Origin of the sequence: Streptomyces sp. NPDC087787 (assembly GCF_044743035.1) — a bacterium.
Classification (GTDB): domain Bacteria; phylum Actinomycetota; class Actinomycetes; order Streptomycetales; family Streptomycetaceae; genus Streptomyces.
In genome coordinates this window covers 775344-793242 of the sequence record NZ_JBIUVQ010000001.1, presented here as the reverse complement: position 1 = coordinate 793242, position 17899 = coordinate 775344, and the positions used below count along the sequence as shown (strand labels likewise).

The 17899-nt window shown below is 72.0% G+C and carries 18 protein-coding genes and 1 pseudogene; 10 read left to right on the top strand and 9 right to left on the bottom strand.

The window, feature by feature from the left end; genetic code table 11:
• The first annotated feature begins 199 nt into the window (after positions 1–199).
• The 4 genes from ACIOWN_RS03665 to cobI are packed head-to-tail and all read left to right on the top strand — an operon-like array spanning position 200 to position 4948.
• Complete coding sequence (locus ACIOWN_RS03665; RefSeq protein ID WP_401980116.1) at positions 200–2215, top strand: putative cobaltochelatase; 2016 nt, start codon at positions 200–202, stop codon at positions 2213–2215.
• Positions 2215–2823 (top strand): cob(I)yrinic acid a,c-diamide adenosyltransferase, encoded by a 609-nt coding sequence (gene cobO, locus ACIOWN_RS03660; RefSeq protein WP_326801924.1) that lies wholly within the window; start codon positions 2215–2217, stop codon positions 2821–2823. Before ACIOWN_RS03665 ends, cobO begins: the two co-directional genes overlap by 1 nt.
• Positions 2817–4202 (top strand): cobyrinate a,c-diamide synthase, encoded by a 1386-nt coding sequence (locus ACIOWN_RS03655; RefSeq protein WP_401980114.1) that lies wholly within the window; start codon positions 2817–2819, stop codon positions 4200–4202. Before cobO ends, ACIOWN_RS03655 begins: the two co-directional genes overlap by 7 nt.
• Positions 4199–4948 carry a precorrin-2 C(20)-methyltransferase gene (gene cobI, locus ACIOWN_RS03650; protein WP_362354970.1) on the top strand — a complete coding sequence of 250 codons (750 nt, stop codon included), beginning with the start codon at positions 4199–4201 and terminating at the stop codon, positions 4946–4948. Before ACIOWN_RS03655 ends, cobI begins: the two co-directional genes overlap by 4 nt.
• 26 nt (positions 4949–4974) lie before the next feature.
• On the opposite strand, the gene ACIOWN_RS03645 is transcribed toward cobI, so the two are convergent.
• The gene (locus ACIOWN_RS03645) at positions 4975–5706 is read right to left on the bottom strand and encodes a ZIP family metal transporter (RefSeq protein ID WP_362354967.1); all 732 of its coding nucleotides are present in this window, start codon (positions 5704–5706) and stop codon (positions 4975–4977) included.
• A 95-nt stretch (positions 5707–5801) separates the two neighbouring features.
• Here ACIOWN_RS03645 and cobM point away from each other — a divergent pair, with 95 nt between their 5' ends.
• The 6 genes from cobM to cobC are packed head-to-tail and all read left to right on the top strand — an operon-like array spanning position 5802 to position 12170.
• On the top strand, positions 5802–6620 hold the full coding sequence (gene cobM, locus ACIOWN_RS03640; protein ID WP_401980110.1) for a precorrin-4 C(11)-methyltransferase: 819 nt from the start codon (positions 5802–5804) through the stop codon (positions 6618–6620).
• Complete coding sequence (cbiE, locus tag ACIOWN_RS03635; protein WP_401980107.1) at positions 6617–7855, top strand: precorrin-6y C5,15-methyltransferase (decarboxylating) subunit CbiE; 1239 nt, start codon at positions 6617–6619, stop codon at positions 7853–7855. The genes cobM and cbiE overlap by 4 nt, the downstream gene beginning before the upstream one ends.
• Positions 7852–9552 (top strand): precorrin-3B C(17)-methyltransferase, encoded by a 1701-nt coding sequence (gene cobJ / locus ACIOWN_RS03630; protein WP_401980105.1) that lies wholly within the window; start codon positions 7852–7854, stop codon positions 9550–9552. Before cbiE ends, cobJ begins: the two co-directional genes overlap by 4 nt.
• Positions 9549–10190, top strand: coding sequence for a precorrin-8X methylmutase (locus tag ACIOWN_RS03625; protein ID WP_401980102.1), 642 nt, complete (start codon positions 9549–9551; stop codon positions 10188–10190). The genes cobJ and ACIOWN_RS03625 overlap by 4 nt, the downstream gene beginning before the upstream one ends.
• Entirely contained in the window at positions 10187–11101 is a 915-nt protein-coding gene (locus ACIOWN_RS03620; protein WP_362354952.1) for a sirohydrochlorin chelatase, read from the top strand. The genes ACIOWN_RS03625 and ACIOWN_RS03620 overlap by 4 nt, the downstream gene beginning before the upstream one ends.
• Entirely contained in the window at positions 11058–12170 is a 1113-nt protein-coding gene (cobC, locus tag ACIOWN_RS03615; protein ID WP_401980099.1) for an Rv2231c family pyridoxal phosphate-dependent protein CobC, read from the top strand. Before ACIOWN_RS03620 ends, cobC begins: the two co-directional genes overlap by 44 nt.
• Before the next feature lie 63 nt (positions 12171–12233).
• Here the strand turns inward: cobC and ACIOWN_RS03610 are convergent, their stop codons facing one another.
• From ACIOWN_RS03610 to ACIOWN_RS03575, 8 genes and pseudogenes are all read right to left on the bottom strand, one after another.
• Positions 12234–13238: an SCO1860 family LAETG-anchored protein gene (locus ACIOWN_RS03610; RefSeq protein WP_401980097.1), complete on the bottom strand. Its 1005-nt coding sequence runs from the start codon at positions 13236–13238 to the stop codon at positions 12234–12236.
• Between the two features lie 168 nt (positions 13239–13406).
• A complete protein-coding gene (locus ACIOWN_RS03605) occupies positions 13407–13622 on the bottom strand; it encodes a DUF397 domain-containing protein (RefSeq protein WP_362354946.1) in 216 nt (71 codons plus the stop codon).
• Positions 13619–14472 (bottom strand): annotated as a pseudogene (locus ACIOWN_RS03600) (helix-turn-helix domain-containing protein). The gene ACIOWN_RS03605 and the pseudogene ACIOWN_RS03600 overlap by 4 nt, the downstream one beginning before the upstream one ends.
• Positions 14473–14656: 184 nt before the next feature.
• Complete coding sequence (locus ACIOWN_RS03595; RefSeq protein WP_401980094.1) at positions 14657–15412, bottom strand: hypothetical protein; 756 nt, start codon at positions 15410–15412, stop codon at positions 14657–14659.
• A gap of 81 nt (positions 15413–15493) precedes the next feature.
• Positions 15494–15793 carry a hypothetical protein gene (locus ACIOWN_RS03590; protein ID WP_401980092.1) on the bottom strand — a complete coding sequence of 100 codons (300 nt, stop codon included), beginning with the start codon at positions 15791–15793 and terminating at the stop codon, positions 15494–15496.
• A 208-nt stretch (positions 15794–16001) separates the two neighbouring features.
• A complete protein-coding gene (locus ACIOWN_RS03585) occupies positions 16002–16250 on the bottom strand; it encodes a hypothetical protein (protein WP_401980089.1) in 249 nt (82 codons plus the stop codon).
• Between the two features lie 236 nt (positions 16251–16486).
• Positions 16487–16792 (bottom strand): hypothetical protein, encoded by a 306-nt coding sequence (locus ACIOWN_RS03580; RefSeq protein ID WP_401980087.1) that lies wholly within the window; start codon positions 16790–16792, stop codon positions 16487–16489.
• Positions 16793–17410: 618 nt separating this feature from the next.
• Positions 17411–17893 (bottom strand): hypothetical protein, encoded by a 483-nt coding sequence (locus ACIOWN_RS03575; protein ID WP_401980085.1) that lies wholly within the window; start codon positions 17891–17893, stop codon positions 17411–17413.
• Between the last annotated feature and the right edge of the window lie 6 nt (positions 17894–17899).

The window sequence follows — 17899 nt, the reverse complement described above, 5'->3', positions numbered from 1 at the left end:
GCAAACTGCCATCGGGCGTCACGGCTACAACGGCGCCGGATCACCCCCGCGTCGGCGGGGACCACATAGAGCGCGCCCTGGCCGAAGGCGTGAAGGCCGGAACACCCCCGCGCGTGCGGGGAGCGGGGTTCGATCATGACCGGTCCACAGCTCGGATTCGAGCCAGTTCGTCACGAGTCACCCGAAGGAGTAACGCCACGTGAGCACGCTCTATCCGTTCACAGCCATCGTCGGACAAGACGACCTGCGGTTGGCTCTCCTGCTGAACGCCGTCAGTCCGTCAGTCGGCGGAGTTCTCGTCCGCGGGGAGAAGGGGACCGCCAAGAGCACCACCGTCCGTGCTCTGACGGCTCTGCTGCCTGAGCTGGTCGTGGTCCCAGGCTGCCGCTTCTCCTGCGACCCGGCCGCGCCCGACCCCGGATGCCCGGATGGCCCTCACCCGTTGGGCACCGGCGTCAAGCGCCCCGCGCGCATGGTCGAGCTGCCGGTCGGTGCCAGCGAAGACCGACTCGTCGGCGCCATGGACATCGAGCAGGCGCTTACGCACGGTGTGAAAGCTGTGCAGCCTGGGCTCCTTGCGGCGGCTCACCGCGGTGTGCTGTACGTCGACGAAGTGAACTTGCTCCATGACCACCTGGTCGACCTTTTGCTTGACGCAGCCGCGATGGGCGCCTCGCACGTCGAGCGTGAGGGTGTGTCCATGCGGCACGCCGCGCGCTTCCTGCTCGTCGGAACCATGAATCCCGAGGAGGGCGAGCTGCGGCCGCAGCTCCTCGACCGGTTCGGGCTCACCGTCGAGGTCGCGGCCTCGCGGGAGCCCGACCAGCGGGTGGAGGTCGTACGGCGGCGACTCGCATACGACGACGACCCCGCCGCCTTCGCCGCGCGCTGGGCCGACGAGGAGGCCGCCGTACGGGCGCGGATCGTGGCCGCACGGGAGCTGCTGCCACAGGTCCGGCTGGGTGATGGCGCGCTGCGGCAGATCGCCGCGACCTGTGCCGCCTTCGAGGTGGACGGCATGCGCGCCGACATCGTCATGGCCAGGACCGCCACCGCGCTGGCCGCCTGGGCCGGGCGGACCGATGTGCTCGCCGAGGACGTGCGGCAGGCCGCGCTGCTGGCCCTCCCCCACCGGCGGCGGCGCAATCCCTTCGACGCTCCGGGTCTTGACGAGGACAAGCTCGACGAGACGCTTCAGGAGTTCGGCGGCTCAAAGGACGACGATCCCGACCCCGGTCCCGATGGACCCGGCGGTGGCGGCGGACAGCCCGCCCCCGACGACGGCGGACCGCAGGGCGATGACACCGCCGCACAGCCCAAGGCCGGCGACGGCGGCGGCGAGCCGCAGCCCTCCGGTGCCGGCGCCGGTGAGCAGTCCGCCGTACGCGCCTCCGAGCCGTTCCGCACCAAGGTGCTGAGCGTGCCCGGCCTCGGCGAGGGTGCCGCCGGGCGGCGTTCGCGGGCGCGGACCGAGCACGGGCGCACGATCGGGGCGCGGCGGCCCCGGGGTTCCCTGACCAAGCTGCACCTGGCGGCGACCGTGCAGGCCGCCGCCCCGCACCAGCGGTCGCGGGGGCGCTCGGGGCCGGGGCTGGTGGTCCGCCGGGACGATCTGCGGCAGGCGACCCGCGAGGGGCGCGAGGGGAACCTCGTCCTGTTCGTGGTCGACGCCTCCGGGTCGATGGCCGCCCGTCAGCGGATGAGCGCCGTGAAGGGCGCCGTGCTGTCCCTGCTCCTCGACGCCTACCAGCGGCGCGACAAGGTGGGGCTGGTGACCTTCCGCGGCAGGGAAGCGCAGGTCGCGCTGCCGCCGACGTCGTCCGTCGACGCCGCCGCCGTCCGGCTGGAGTCACTGCCGACGGGCGGGCGCACTCCACTGGCGGCCGGGCTGCTCAAGGCGCACGAGGTGCTGCGGATCGAGCGGCTGCGGGACCCCGCGCGGCGGGCGCTGGTCGTGGTGCTGACGGACGGGCGGGCCACGGGTGGTCCCGAGCCGGTCGCCCTCGCCGGGCGCGCGGCGCGCCTGTTCGCGGCCGAGGGGACCGCGTCCGTGGTCGTGGACTGCGAGTCGGGGCCGGTGCGGCTGGGGCTCGCCGGGCAGCTCGCGAGTGGACTGGGCGGTACCGCCGTGACCTTGGACGAGTTGCGGGCGGACAGCATCGCCGGTCTCGTCAGGGATGTTCAGGGCATTTCGACTTCGAGGAGGACCGCGTAATGCCGCAGGGACAGCCGAGTGCCGTACCCGATGACGGGCTGACGACGCGTCAGCGGCGCAACCGTCCGCTGGTCGTGGTGCACACCGGGATCGGCAAGGGCAAGTCCACCGCCGCCTTCGGGCTTGCGCTGCGCGCCTGGAACCAGGGCTGGCCGATCGGGGTGTTCCAGTTCGTCAAGTCGGCCAAGTGGAAGGTCGGCGAGGAGAACGCGCTGCGGGTGCTGGGGGCTTCGGAGCAGGGCGGCACCGTCGACTGGCACAAGATGGGCGAGGGCTGGTCCTGGGTGCAGCGGGACACGCAGGGTGACAACGCGACCAACGAGCAGAAGGCGCGTGAGGGCTGGGAGCAGGTCAAGCGGGACCTGGCCGCCGAGACGTACCGGCTGTACGTGCTCGACGAGTTCGCGTATCCGATGCACTGGGGCTGGGTCGACACCGCCGAGGTCGTGGAGGTGCTGCGGAACCGGCCCGGGACCCAGCATGTGGTGATCACCGGCCGGAACGCGCCCGGCGAGCTGGTGGACTTCGCCGACCTCGTCACCGACATGTCCAAGGTCAAGCACCCGATGGACGCCGGGCAGAAGGGGCAGAGGGGCATCGAGTGGTGACGTCCCCGTCCGTGCCCCGGCTGGTCGTCGCGGCGCCCTCGTCGGGCAGCGGCAAGACCACCGTCGCCACGGGGTTGATGGCCGCGCTGGCCCGGCGGGGGCTGACGGTGTCCCCGCACAAGGTCGGCCCGGACTACATCGACCCCGGGTATCACGCGCTCGCCACCGGGCGCGTGGGGCGGAACCTGGACGCGTACCTGTGCGGTCCGGAGCTGATCGGCCCGCTGTTCCTGCACGGGGCGCGCGGGTGCGACATCGCCGTCGTCGAGGGTGTGATGGGGCTGTACGACGGGGCCGCCAGGGAGGGCGAACTGGCCTCCACCGCGCAGGTGGCGAAGCTGTTGCGGGCGCCGGTGGTGCTGGTCGTCGACGCGTCGTCGCAGTCCCGGTCGGTGGCGGCGCTGGTGCACGGGTTCGTGACCTGGGATCCCGAGGTGCGGATCGGGGGCGTGATCCTCAACAAGGTGGCCTCCGACCGGCACGAGGCGCTGCTGCGCGAGGCGCTGGACTCGGTCGGGGTGCCCGTGCTGGGGGTTCTGCGCCGGGTCGAGCAGGTGGAGACGCCGTCTCGTCATCTCGGCCTGGTGCCGGTCGCCGAGCGGCGGGCGGCGGCCGTGGACGCGGTGGCGGCGATGGCGGCGCAGGTCCTTGCCGGATGCGATCTGGAGGCGCTGGTCGCGCTGGCGCGCGGCGCGGGGGCTCTGTCGTGCGAGGCCTGGGACGCGGCCGCGGTCCTGCCCTCCCCCGGCGGCGGGGACCACCGGGAGAGGCCTAGGGTCGCCGTCGCCGGCGGATCCGCCTTCACCTTCTCCTACGCGGAGCACGCCGAGCTGCTGCGTGCCGCCGGGGCGGAGGTCGTGCCCTTCGACCCGCTGCGGGACGAGCGGCTGCCCGAGGGGACCCGCGGGCTGGTCGTCGGGGGCGGGTTTCCCGAGGTGTACGCGGCGGAGCTGTCCGCCAACGAGCCGTTGCGCGCGGCGGTCGCGGGGCTGGCGCTCGGCGGTGCTCCCGTCGCCGCCGAGTGCGCCGGGCTGCTGTATCTGTGCCGGGAGCTGGACGGGCGGCCCATGTGCGGGGTGCTGGACGCCTCCGCGCGGATGACCGGGCGCCTCACGCTCGGCTACCGGGACGCGGTGGCCCTGAGCGACAGCGTGCTCGCCGGGGCCGGGGAGCGGATGCGGGGGCACGAGTTCCACCGGACCGCCGTCGAGCCCGGCTCGGGCACGGGAACGGCGGCCCCCGCCTGGGGCGTGCGCGTCCCCGAGCGGCGGGTCGAGGGCTTCGTACAGCGGAACGTGCACGCGAGTTATCTGCACACGCACTGGGCGGCCGCGCCCGGTTTCGCCCGTCGGTTCGTCGAGAGGTGCCGGACGTCATGAGCAGCAGGCTGATCGGAGTCGGGGTGGGCCCCGGCGATCCGGAGCTGGTGACCGTCAAGGGCGTCAACGCCCTGCGCACCGCGGACGTCGTCGTCGTGCCCGTCATGGGCGCTGTCGACGGAACGGACGGCGGGGAGCGCGGGCGTGCGGAGGCGACCGTGCTGCACTACGTGCCCGCGGAGAAGGTCGTCCGGGTGGTGTTCGCGCTGAACGAGCGGTCGGACCGGGCGCGGCGCGAGGCCGCGTGGGACGCGGCCGGGCAGCGGGTCGCCGGGCTGCTCGAAAGCCGTGGCACGGTCGCCTTCGCCACCATCGGCGATCCCAACGTCTACTCGACCTTCACGTATCTGGCGCAGACCGTCGCCGCGCTGGTGCCGGGGACCGTGGTGGAGACGGTGCCCGGGATCACCGCGATGCAGGATCTCGCGGCGCGTTCGGGGGCCGTGCTGACCGAGGGGACGGAGCCGCTGACCCTGGTGCCGGTCACCGCGGGGGCCGCCGTGCTCGAGCAGGCGCTGAACGGGCCCGGGACCGTCGTGGCGTACAAGTTCGGGCGGCAGGCGCGGGAGGTGGCCGAGGCGCTGCGGGAGAGCGGGCGGATCGACGACGCGGTGTGGGGGTCGGCGCTGGGGCTGCCGGAGGAGTCGATCCGGCCGGCGTCGGGGCTCGACGGGGCGCCGCTGCCGTACCTGTCGACGCTCATCGCGCCCGCGCGGCGCGAGGGCGGGCGGGGCGGCAAGCTGTGAGTCGTACCCGCGTGCGGGCGGACCGGTCAGGCCGCCAGGCCGACCACCATCCAGATGAAGGCCACGCCCGCGACCGTGCACAGCAGGGTCGAGCGGGCGGGGTGCTCGTGGTGGGCCTCGGGGAGGATCTCCGCCGCGGCGAGGTAGAGCAGGGCCCCGCCGAAGAGGCCGAGATAGCCGCCGAGGAACCACTCCGGGATGGTGACGAGCGTGGTCGCCGCGGCGCCCGCTATGGGGGCCAGGGCGTCCGCGACGAGCATGGCGACGGCCTTGCGGCGCGCGTTGCCGTACAGGCTGGTGATGGTGAACGTGTTGAAGCCGTCGGCGAAGTCGTGGGCGACGACGGCGAGCGCGACCGCGACGCCCATGCCGTGGTCCACCTGGAAGGCGGCCCCTATGGCCACGCCGTCCATGGCGCTGTGACCGACCATGGCGGCCGCCGCCGTCAGGCCCACCTGGGGAGCGCGGTGGTTGTGCCGCTCGGCGCCGCCGTGCGCGGCCTGCCGCGCGGCCAGCAGGCGTTCCACCAAGTGGGCCACCAGGAACCCGGCCACGAACAGCAGCAGGGCCGCCGGTACGCCGAACACGTCCCGGCCGGCCGCGTGCAGCGCCTCGGGCAGCAGGTCGAGGCCGACCACGCCCAGCATCAGGCCGCCGGCCAGTCCCAGGACCAGATGGCGGCGGTCGGTCACCCGCTGTGCCGTCCAGCCGCCGGCCAGCGTCATCAGGAACGCGCCGAGCGCGACAAGGACCGCCATGTGCCCTTGCTATCCGATCAGGACCCGATCGCGCACATCCGGCCACTGCCACATCCCCCCACATCAGGACATTCCGCATGAGAGGACCCGAACCCATGGCCGTTGCCCCGACCGGCAAGGTGACCTTCGTCGGTGCCGGCCCCGGCGCCGCCGACCTGCTGACGTTCCGGGCGGCCCGCGCGATCGCCGAGGCCGACGTGGTGATCTGGGCGGCCAGCCTGGTGCAGGCCGAGGTGCTCCAGCACGCGCGCGAGGACGCGGAGATCCTGGACTCGGCGGCCCTGTCCCTGGAGGACGTCGTCGCCGTGTACGAGCGGGCGCACGCGGAGGGGCTGAAAGTGGCCCGTGTCCACTCCGGCGACCCGGCGCTGTGGGGCGGCACGCAGGAGCAGCTCGACCGGTGCGCGGACATCGGCATCGGGACGGAGGTCGTGCCCGGTGTCTCGTCCTTCTCGGCCGTGGCCGCGCTGGCGCGGCGCGAGCTGACGATCCCGGAGGTCGCGCAGTCGGTCGTGCTGACCCGGCTCGGTGGCGGGAAAACGCCGATGCCGCCCGGCGAGGAGGTGCGCGAGTTCGCCCGGCACGGCACCACCATGGCGGTGTTCCTGTCGGCGGCCCGCAGCGGCCAGCTCGTGCGGGAGCTGCTGGAGGGCGGCTACCCGACGTCCACGCCGGTCGTGGTGGCCCACCAGGCGACCTGGCCGGAGGAGCTGGTCGTCACATGCACGGTCGGCACGCTGGAGGAGACGGTCAAGGAGCACAAGCTCTGGAAGCACACGCTGTTCCTGGTCGGACCGGCCCTCGCCGCCCACGGCACCCGTTCGCACCTGTACCACCCCGGTCACTTCCACGGCCACCGCAAGGCCGACCCCGAGGCCCGCAGGGCCCTGCGCGCGCGGGGTGCGAGCACGTGATCACGGTCGTCGGCACGGGCACCGGGGCGTACGGCACCCGGGTGCCCGCGGACGCCCGGCTCGTCGTGGGCGCGCGGCGGCACCTGGACGCCGTACGGCTGCCGGAGGGCGCCGAGCGGGTGGTCCTGGGCCCGCTGGCACCGGCGCTCGACACCGTCGCGGAGTACGTCGGCGAGGGGCGCCCGGTGCTCGTTCTGGCCTCCGGGGACCCCGGTCTCTTCGGGATCGTACGGGCGCTCGCCGAGCGGTTCGGGCCCGGACTGCTGGACGTCCGCCCCGGTGTCTCCTCCGTGGCGGCCGCGTTCGCGCGGATCGGGCTGCCCTGGGACGACGCGGTGGTGGTCAGCGCGCACGGGCGGGATCTGCGCACGGCCGTGAACGTGTGCCGGGCGCGTCCGAAGGTCGCCGTGCTGACCGGGCCGGGCGCGGGGCCCGCCGAGCTGGGCGCCGCGCTGGCCGGCACCTGCGGCGAGCGGGTGCTGGTCGTCGCCTCCGCGCTGGGCGATCCGGAGGGCGAACGGGTGGAACGGCTCACGCCGGCCGAGGCCGCCGCCCGCGACTGGGGGACGGCGGTGAACGTGGTGCTGTGCCTGGACGGGGCGCACGCGCCCGGCCCCCTGCGCACGGTCGCGGGGCCGTCGGCCGGCCCGTCCCGATGGGCCCTGGAGGAGAACGAGTTCGCCCACCGCGACTCGATGATCACCAAGTTCGAGGTGCGCGCCCTGGCGCTGGCCCGGCTCGGGCCGCGCCTCGGCGACCTGGTCTGGGACGTGGGCGCGGGCTCCGGTTCGGTCGCCGTGGAGTGCGCCCGGCTGGGCGCCGCCGTCACCGCCGTCGAGCAGACGGCCGACGGAGTGGAGCGGATCCACGCCAACGCGGCGGCGCACGCCGTGGACGTGTCGGTGGTGCACGGAACCGCGCCGGAGGCGCTGGCCTCCCTCGCCGACCCCGACGCGGTGTTCGTCGGCGGTGGCGGGCGCGCGCTGCCCGAGGTCGTGACCGCGTGCGCGCGGCGGGCCCGGCGGACCGTCGTGGTCGCCGTGGCGGCGCTCGACCGGGTGCCGGCCGTGCGCGGGGCGCTGGCCGCCGCCGGGCTCGGGTGCGACGGCGTGCTGCTGCAGTCCTCACGGCTCGCGCCGCTGCCGGGCGACGTGACCCGGCTCGCGGCCACCAACCCTGTTTTCCTGCTGTGGGGCACGCGGCCCCCGGTGCTTCATGAAGGAGTCGCTGAGTGATCGGCCTCATTTCCGCCACGGCGGCGGGCGCGGCTGCGCGGGACCGGCTGGCCGCGGCCTGGCCGGACCGCACCCGGGTGTACGAAGGGCCCGTCGGGGACGCCGTACGGGCCGCCTTCGCCGAGTGCGGGCAGCTGGTGTGCTTCCTGGCGACGGGGGCGGTCGTGCGGCTGATCGCGCCGCTGCTGGGCGAGAAGGCCTCCGATCCGGGAGTGGTGTGCGTCGACGAGGGCGGCCGGTTCGCGGTGTCCCTGGTCGGCGGGCACGCGGGCGGGGCGAACGAACTGGCCCGCGCGGTGGGCGAGGTGCTGGGCGCCGAGCCGGTCGTGACGACCGCGACCGACGCCGTGGGGCTGCCCGGTCTCGACACGCTCGGCCTTCCGGTGGAGGGCGATGTCGCCGGGGTCTCGCGGGCGCTGCTCGACGCGGAGCCGGTCGGACTTGACGCGGAGGTGCGCTGGCCGCTGCCGCCACTGCCGGTCGCCGCCGAGGGCGCGTACACGATCCGGGTCACCGACCGTGCCGCCGCGCCCTCCGAACGGGAGGTGTTCCTGCGGCCGCCGACGCTGGTGGTGGGCGTCGGCGCATCCAGGGGCGCGCCCGTCGAGGAGGTGGTGGGCCTGGTCGAGGGCGTGCTCGCGGAGGCCGGGCTGTCCGCGGCCTCGCTCGCCGAACTGGCCACGGTCGACGCCAAGGCGGAGGAGCCCGGCGTCGTCGGGGCGGCCCGGCGGCTCGGGGTGCCCCTGGTCACGTACTCCGCCGACGAGTTGGCGGCGGTCGACGTGCCCAACCCGTCGCGGGCGCCGCTCGCCGCCGTCGGCACCCCCTCCGTCGCGGAGGCGGCCGCGCTCGTGCGCGGGGGCGAACTCCTCGTGCCCAAGCGGAAGTCGGAGCGCGCCGACGGGACGCCCGCGATGGCCACCTGCGCGGTCGTACGGCGGCCGGGGCGCGGTCGGCTCGCGGTCGTCGGGCTGGGTCCCGGCGCCCGGGACCTGCTCACGCCGCGCGCGCGGACGGAGTTGCGGCGTGCCTCCGTGCTCGTGGGGCTCGACCAGTACGTCGACCAGATCCGCGACCTGCTGCGGCCCGGCACCCGCATCCTCCAGTCGGGGCTCGGCGCGGAGGAGGAGCGGGCCCGCACGGCGGTCGCCGAGGCCCGGCGCGGGCATGCCGTCGCGCTGATCGGCAGCGGCGACGCGGGGGTGTACGCGATGGCCTCGCCCGCGCTGGCCGAGGCGTCCGACGACATCGACGTCGTCGGGGTCCCCGGCGTCACGGCCGCCCTCGCCGCGGGCGCCCTTCTCGGCGCCCCCCTGGGCCATGACCACGTCTCGATCAGCCTCTCCGATCTGCACACCCCCTGGGAGGTCATCGAGCGGCGGGTGCGGGCGGCGGCCGAGGCGGACCTCGTCGTGACGTTCTACAACCCCCGCTCCCGGGGCCGGGACTGGCAGCTGCCGAAGGCGCTCGCGATCCTCGCCGGGCACCGGGAGCCGGCGACGCCGGTCGGTGTCGTACGGAACGCGTCACGGCCGGACGAGTCCAGCCGGGTGACGACGCTGGCCACGCTCGATCCGGAGACGGTCGACATGATGACGGTCGTGACCGTGGGCAACACCGCGACCCGAGAGATCGCGGGGCGCATGGTCACGCCACGCGGCTACCGCTGGCAGGCATCCGGGGAGGAGCCGAAGTGAACCGTGCCGTCCACCCGATCGAGCAGGAGTCGTTCCGGCGGCTGCGTACCCGCCTGGACACCTCGCACCTCGCGCCGCTGACGCGGGCGGTGGTGGAGCGGGTCGTGCACTCCTCCGCCGACCTGGAGTACGCGTCCGACCTCGTCATGGACGAGCGCGAGCTGGTGACGGCGCACGCCGCGCTGCACGCGGGGGCTCCCGTGGTCGCGGATGTGGAGATGGTGGCCGCCGGGATCACCCGGCGCGAGAGCGTCTGCCGGCTCAAGGACGCCAGGTCGGGTCCCGGGATGACCCGCTCCGCGCACGCGATCCGGCTGGCGTACGAGGACGTCGGCCCGGGCGCGCTCTGGGTGATCGGCTGCGCGCCGACCGCCCTGGAGGAGCTGCTGAAGGTGGACGCCTCCCCCGCGCTCGTCATCGGCCTGCCCGTCGGTTTCGTCGGGGCGGCCGAGTCCAAGGCCGCGTTGCGCGAGAGCGGGCTGCCCGCCGTGAGCAACGTGTCCGAGAAGGGCGGTTCGGCGGTCGCCGCGGCCGCGCTCAACGCCCTTCTGTACCACGCCAGTTCGTTTGAATCGTCTGAACCGCTCGAATCGCTTGAATCGCTTGAATCGCTTGAATCGCTCGAGGAGACCCTGTGACCACCCCGCCGCCGCCCGCTCTGCTCATCGCCGGTCACGGCACCCGGGACGACGCCGGAGCCGAGGCGTTCCGCGACTTCGTACGGGAGTTGGGGCGCCGTAACCCCGGACTGCCCGTCGCGGGCGGCTTCATCGAACTGTCCCCGCCGCCGCTTGGCGAGGCCGTCGCCGAGCTGGTGGAGCGGGGCGTGCGCCGGTTCGCCGCCGTGCCGCTGATGCTGGTGTCCGCCGGACACGCCAAGGGCGACATCCCGGCGGCGCTGGCCCGTGAGAAGGAACGGCACCCGGGGATCTCGTACACCTACGGCCGGCCGCTGGGCCCGCACCCCTCACTGCTGAGCGTGCTGGAGCGGCGGCTGGACGAGGCGGTCGATCCGTCCTGGGACCGCTCCGAGGTGACGGTGCTGCTGGTCGGGCGTGGCTCGACCGACCCGGACGCCAACGCCGAGGTGCACAAGGCGGCGCGGCTGCTGTGGGAGGGACGCGGGTACGCGGGCGTGGAGACGGCGTTCGTGTCGCTCGCGGCGCCGGACGTGCCGAGCGGGCTCGACCGGTGCGTGAAGCTGGGCGCGCGGCGGATCGTCGTGCTGCCGTACTTCCTGTTCACCGGCATCCTGCCGGACCGCGTACGGCGGCAGACGGCGGACTGGGCGGCGGCGCACCCGCAGGCCGATGTGCGCTCGGCGGACGTGATCGGGCCGGAGCCGGAGCTGCTGGACCTGGTGATGGAGCGGTACGCGGAGGCGATGAAGGGCGATCTGCGGATGAACTGCGACTCGTGCGTGTACCGGATCGCGCTGCCGGGCTTCGAGGACAAGGTGGGGCTGCCGCAGCAGCCGCATTTCCACCCGGACGACGACGGGCACCATGGCCATCATCATGGAGGGCACGCCCACTCCCATGCCCGCTGAGGATTCGGTGCCGTTCGGGCACGATCTGCGGCACCACGGGGACGCCGAGGTCCGCGACGACGGGGCGGCGCTGGTGGACCTCGCCGTGAACGTGCGGGCCGACACGCCGCCGGGGTGGCTGCGGGAGCGGATCGCCGCCTCACTGACCGGTCTCGCCGCCTACCCGGACGGGCGGGCCGCGCGGGCGGCGATGGCGGCGCGGCACGGGCTGCCGGTGGAGCGGGTGCTGCTGACGGCGGGGGCGGCGGAGGCGTTCGTGCTGCTGGCGCGGGCGCTGAAGGTGCGGCGGCCGGTCGTCGTGCATCCGCAGTTCACCGAGCCGGAGGCGGCGCTGCGGGACGCGGGGCACACGGTGGACCGGGTGCTGCTGCGAGCGGAGGACGGCTTCCGGCTCGATCCGGCGGCCGTCCCCGAGGACGCGGACCTGGTGGTGGTCGGCAACCCGACGAACCCGACGTCGGTGCTGCATCCGGCCGCGTCCGTCGCCGCACTGGCCCGTCCCGGACGGGTGCTGGTGGTCGACGAGGCCTTCATGGACGCGGTGCCGGGCGAGCGGGAGTCGCTGGCGGGGCGGACGGACGTGCCCGGTCTCGTGGTGCTGCGCAGCCTGACCAAGACATGGGGTCTCGCGGGCCTGCGGATCGGCTACGTGCTGTCGTCGCCCGAGGTGATCGCCGAGCTGGAGCGTGCCCAGCCGCTGTGGCCGGTGTCCACTCCGGCGCTCGCGGCGGCGGTCGCGTGCCTGGAACCGCGGGCGCTGGCCGAGGCGGAGGACGCGGCCCGCCGTATCGCCGCCGACCGCGCCCACCTGGTGGCGGCCCTGGACTCCTTCGCGGGGCACGGGGTGCGGGTGGTGCGACCGGCCGAGGGCCCTTTCGTGCTGGTGCGCGTGCCGGGGGCGGCGGACGTACGACGGCGGTTGCGCGGGCTGGGATACGCGGTGCGGCGCGGGGACACGTTCCCCGGTCTCGGCGGGGACTGGCTGCGGCTGGCGGTGCGGGACAGGGGGACGGTGGACGGTTTCGTCCGCGCCCTGGGCTCGGCGCTGGCGCCGCCCCCCGTTCCCTGACCCACCGCGCCGGGAAGTCCCGCCGGTCCTGGACTTCCCGGCCGGCCCGCGAGGCCCCGGCTGTCAGCCGCGACGTCGGCGTGCCACCGCCAGCGCGCCTCCCCCGGCCGCCAGCAGGACGGCGGAGCCCGCCGCCAGGTACGGCGTGAGGGAGCTGCCGCCCGTCTCCGCCAGGTCGACGGTCTTCTTCTCGGAGACGGTCTGCGGCTTCACGTCGGCGGCGTCCTGGGGCTTGACGTCGTCGCTTCCGGGCTTGTCGTCGGTGCCCTGGGGCTTGCTCTCGGTGCCCTGGGGCTTGTCGTCGCCGCCCTGTTCGGCGGGCGGGGCCGCCTCCTTCTCCGGAGCCTTCGGGGACTCGCACGTCGCCCTGGCGAGGGTGACCGTGCCCTCCACCTCGGCCACGTTCAGCTTGAGCGGGTTGACGGAGACCTTGAGCTCCAGGGCCGTCGCGGCGGCCGTGCTCGAGGTCGTCTCCCGCTTCGACAGGTCGAGGCGGACCTCGCCGACGCCGGGGACGCGGACGTCGGTCGTACCGCCGGCGCTCAGCGTCACCTTCTTGCCGAGCACCTTCACGGAGCCCAGGACGTTGCTGTCGGCGACCGGGGACTCGCCGGCCTCGCACGTCGCCCTGGACGTGACCTGGTCGACCTCGATCAGGGACAGCAGGGGCAGGCCGGGGACGTGGACGCGGGCGTGGGCCAGTTCGACGACGCCCTCAGCCTTGTCCGCGGAGACGGTCGCGTCGGTCTTCGCCACGTCCGCGCGGATCACGCTGAAGGGCTTCCCGCCGTCGACACCGTCGAGACGCGCGGTCAGCGCGGTCTGCTGCGCGCTCCGCGGTGCCTCGACCTCGTTGAGGGAGACCGCGAGCGGGACGTTCACCGTCTTGTTGACCAGGGACACGTCCAGCCCGGTGCGCAGGACGGAGGCGCTCGCGTGACCCTCCTGCCCACCGGTCGCGTGCGCGGACCCGGCGCCGATCAGCGTCACCGGCCCGGCGGCCAGCACGGTGGCCGCGGCGACGGAGGCGCAACGACGGGCGGACATGCGGAAGTTGTTGCCGTTCAAGGTGTGGGACCCCCAGAAAGGAATGCTTGGGACCCCGAAAGGATTACGCACTGAGAGTGAATTGACAGCGATCCTGCGTCACTTCACCCCTTCGGGGGGTTTCTGCGCATCCTTTCGATTCCTCCGGCACAGGCGTTCCCTACGGCCACTTCCGCAACAGACCGGCGGTCAGCAGACGGAGCAGCCCCCGGAGTGGGACAGGAAGGCAGCCCAGGCCTCCCGGCCGACACGGACCCGAGAACCCGTCATGTTCTTGGAGTCCCGCACGACGACCTCGCCGACCGTCTCGGCGACCTCAACGCAGTTGCCACCGCCCGAGCCGCTGTAGCTGCTCTTCCGCCACACCAACTGACCATGGTCGCCGGTGTCCTGCCGCTTGTTCATGCCGCTCCTGCAAGTCGTTGGATGAGACGTGCGGACTCCTCGACATTAAGGGCCTGCGACCGCAGCTTGCCATAGCGCAGGCCAAGGGTGCTGACCTTTGCCGAGTCGCTGATCACGACTCCGACTTCCTGCGTCTCGATGTAGCCGAAGTGCCTGTGCTCCAGTGTTTCCAGGAGGACGAAGGCGCCGTTGAGACCCGGGTGATACCCGGCGTTGGACGGGATGACCTGCAACTCGACATGGCGCAGGCCTCCTACATCGAGCAGACGCTGCAACTGCTCCCGCATCACCTCACCGCTGCCGATCGGGTTCGTCAGTGCAGCCTCGCCGATGATGAAGGACAACTGCACGATCGGCGCCTTGGTCAGCACCTTCTGACGGTTCAGGCGCGCTTCGGTGTGCAGTTCGACGGTCTCGTCGTCTAGGGGAGGGTAGTGCGACAGGAAGAGGGCCCGTGTGTACCCTCGGTCTGCATCAACCCCGGCACCAGCAGCGGGTCGTAATCGAACCGGCTCACCGCCTCGGCTTCGATCGACGCGAAGTCCTGGAAGAACTTGGGCAACTTGGCTCGGTCCACGTCCTCCTGGAGCTCCGCAAGCACCCCGTCCGCTCCGAGGACCCGCTCGGCCGCCTCCGTGAAGGCGGCCTTCGCCGGCCGGCGGCCCTGCTCGATGGAGGCCACCTGCTCGATGGAATAGCCGACGGCGTCGGCCAGTTCCTGCCGGGTGAACCCTTTCCTGGTGCGGAAGAGCTTGGCCAGCTTGCCGTACCCGACCCAGATGGCCGGTTTCTCCTCGCCTTCGGCTCGCCGCCTGCGCTGCGAGTTCGCCTGACCCTCCGTACCAACCATGTTGTCCGCGCTCACGCGTCCACGCCCCCTTGCGCTCAGGTCCCTGGCCCGGTTGAACGCCTTACGCCCCGCCCCGGTCACGGAGAGAGCCCCCGTACGGATCCGCTCCCGCCTCGTACACCGGAACCGAGTACGTCACCCGCCGGCCCGGCCTCGGCAGCACAGGGCGTGGCGATCAGCACGCTCAACGCCCCCTGCTCAGATCCCGGCGGACCTCGGCGGGCCGGTGGCTGTAATGCTTGTGGCCGCGTTCCACGGCGATGACGCTGAGCCACGGATTGCCGGCGAGAGGGGTCAGGTCGCCATCGGCGATGCGTGTGCTGCCGGTGACCAGCACTTCGCGCAGGGTCGGGTGCTCGGCGAGTGGGGCGAGTGTGCCGATGTCGCCGCTGTTCTCCAGCTCCAAGCGCTCCAAGTGGGGCAGGGCTGCCGCGAAGGCCACGGAGTCGGTCTTGGCCGACAGCAGTGCGACGCTTCTCAACTGCTTGGCTCCGGCCAGGAGGCCGGATTCCGTCAGCCGGCCGTCGTAGAGGCGTAGTTCGCGCAGTTCAGGGAACAGCCCGGCGCCCTCCGCGCTGGTGACGGCGGTTCGCACCGCCCCAAGGCGCAGGCGCCGCAGTGCGGGCTTGGCGCCGAGTGCCGAGAGTGTCGTTGCTCTCCAGCGCGTCACGGTCAGGTCTTCCAGCGCCCCGAGCCGGCGAAGGCTGCGTGCTGCGACCTTCCAGGGGAGCTCTGCCTCACGCAATCCCGTGAGGCCCGAGAGATCCAACTCCTGCGAGGAGAGCTCAGAGACGCGAAGCCGTTCCAGTTCCGCACACCGTGCTACGGGCGAGAGATCAGAGATTCCGCGAGCACCTACCACAAGGCCGTTGCAAGTACCGTCGATGAAATGCTGGGAGTAGTCGGTCCGCCATTGCCCTTCCGTCAGAAACATTTCCACCCAGCCAGGCTGCTGTCTTACTATTTTCACGAGCCGAGCACACCACTCCCAGAAAACACCAATGGACCCACCTCTTCCTACTCATTCAAGAATGCCGACATGAGCACCCGGCACGCCTTGCTCAGACAGGGAGTTTCTTACGACCCGCACGAGCTGTGCGACATCATCCCACTGCACATGCCCTGCAGGGTAGCAATCGACGATCCACCGCAGGGACGCATCCCCACTTTCCTCGCCGTCATCGGCGATCTCGATCTCCCAGTCATCGTTGGCGATGAATTGCGGGACAGAATTGAAGATGTCGAGGAAATTGCAAATCGACTCAGCGAGCAAATCGCCATCCAGGTCACCCTCAACAATGACGCGGACAAACATGAACACCTCTCACCCGGCACCCCATCTCGCTCGACAGCAACAAGGCGAGCCAGCCGGAACGCAGCAGATTTCACCGTCCTCGGCGAAAGAGTCGATCGCTTGTCCGGCATCCTCCCGCCCCTGTACACATAAGCCCCCGCGCGCCACTTTGAACGCCGCCAGGTAACCTTCAGGAGGTCTCCAGCCGGCTCTCCTCCGAGTCTGGGAGCCAGGCCTATACGTAGGGATTAAATATGTCGATAAGCCCTTCGATGAGGCCTCCCCGATGATTCACCTTCCATTCGCCCTCGAACCCGGAGGTCAAGAGCTCATCCGTGAGGATCTCGCAGATCTCTCGCCTGCACCCTTCGTAAGGGAATTCGGACAAATCGACTTCCGGAGTCCATTTGGCTTTCTCCAGGATGGCCAGGAGCATTGCATAGGATTCACCGTTCCCGAGGAACCAGCCGGGCTTGAGTGCCACCTGAGGCTTCATCGGGATCTCCAGTCCTTTCAGATTCGGCATCAGACAGTGACGGCTGCCGCCTGATGCCCGAGTACAGCCCCTCTTCACTCTCCGGAGAAGAAAATCTGATAGATGGAGGCACTCTTGTCACATTCCGGGAAGTTGATTTTCATGCGCTGCTCGAGTTCCTCACTTCCGAGAATCCTGAACCCGGCACCCTCGATAGCTGCGATAACCCGACGATCTTGTTCGCCCTACGACCCCTCGGTGACCGATTCACCCGTTTCATACCCATCGGCGTGGAGCCGGAAGACGGCCGCATACGGGCCCACCACCGACAGTCTCGCCACGACCCCGAACTCACCGGTGCGAATCTTCCAGGCGAATGCCACATCACAGTTCAGGTCGGTTACGTCCTCAACCTCCCCCAGCCTCTCCAACTCTTCAAGAAGGTCCCGGTACGGGTCTTTCTCCAAGCGTTTGGAGATCACATCGTATCTTGGACGTTGCAGACTTCCGTACGAGCGCCTGGCGAACTCCTTGTAAGCAACAAGGGACACGCTACCTCCTTGGAGTGGAGGCCGGGACTGACGCGGCTTGAGTCGCGTCAGCCCCGGCCTCTTCGTCGTTCATCTAGATATTATCGGCGCCAAGGCCGGGATGGATGTCCATGGATCCGTCCCTTGCTGTCACGATGGAGTTTTTCGACTACACGCCTGTGCTTCCACGCATGGTGGACGAGTTTCCTCGCACTCCTCCAGCCGAAGAACGCAGATGCCCCCTTCCCGCTTCTGGCACGCTGCTTGAACTCCTTGGTGCCTCGGACATGACGAGCCTGGACACCACGGCATCTCCGACTTTCACGTCGGCGGCCCTCACCCAGCTTTTGCCGACGGCCCACAGCAGGTACTCCACTGACCCGTCCGGGCGTTCACGCAGCACCACGTTGGGCGCGAAGCCCTCCTTCAGGGCCATGACGACCAGGTCGCCGCTCTTCACCGCGCCGGGGTACGTCGCCGTCGCGCCGTTCAGTCGGGGCTCCGACGGCGGGCGTCGCTCGGGCCGCGGTGGCGCCCGTACCGCGGCCTCTCACGCCGATCGCCCACGCCCGAGGCGCGGGCGGGGGCGGACGGACACCGGCGGCCGGGGCTGCTGGCCCCTTCGACGACGGCGACGGCTCAGAAGGGGCCGTCGGGCAGCGTGCCCACCGTGTAGGTGTCGTAGATGTCGAGGAGGTCCTGCTCGGCATCCAGCCACACCTCCGGCGGCATCAGGCAGACCAGGGAGGTCAGCCGACCCAGGGCGGCCAGCCCCGGCAGGCGGTCGGCCTCCTCCGTGGGAAGGAGATCCGCGCCCGGCCACTCGGCGGACAGGACGCTCAGGCAGTCGTGCCGGGCGCGGTTCTCGTCCACGGCCGGACGCTCGTCCGTGACATGCCAAAGGCCCGCCGTCGGGACCGTCCGGCACGCGGCGACGAGTTGCCGCCGCAGTGCCGGGTCCGCGCCCTGCCAGGAGGCGGGAAGGGGTAGGCCGACCAGGGCCGCCGTGGCCTTCTCCTCCGCTTCGGTCAGCCGGTCCGGGGCAACGCCCAGTGCAGTCAGTCCGTGGGGGCGCTCACCATGCCAGTGCAGGAGGCAGAGCACCCGCTGACCATGGGTCACAGGCGC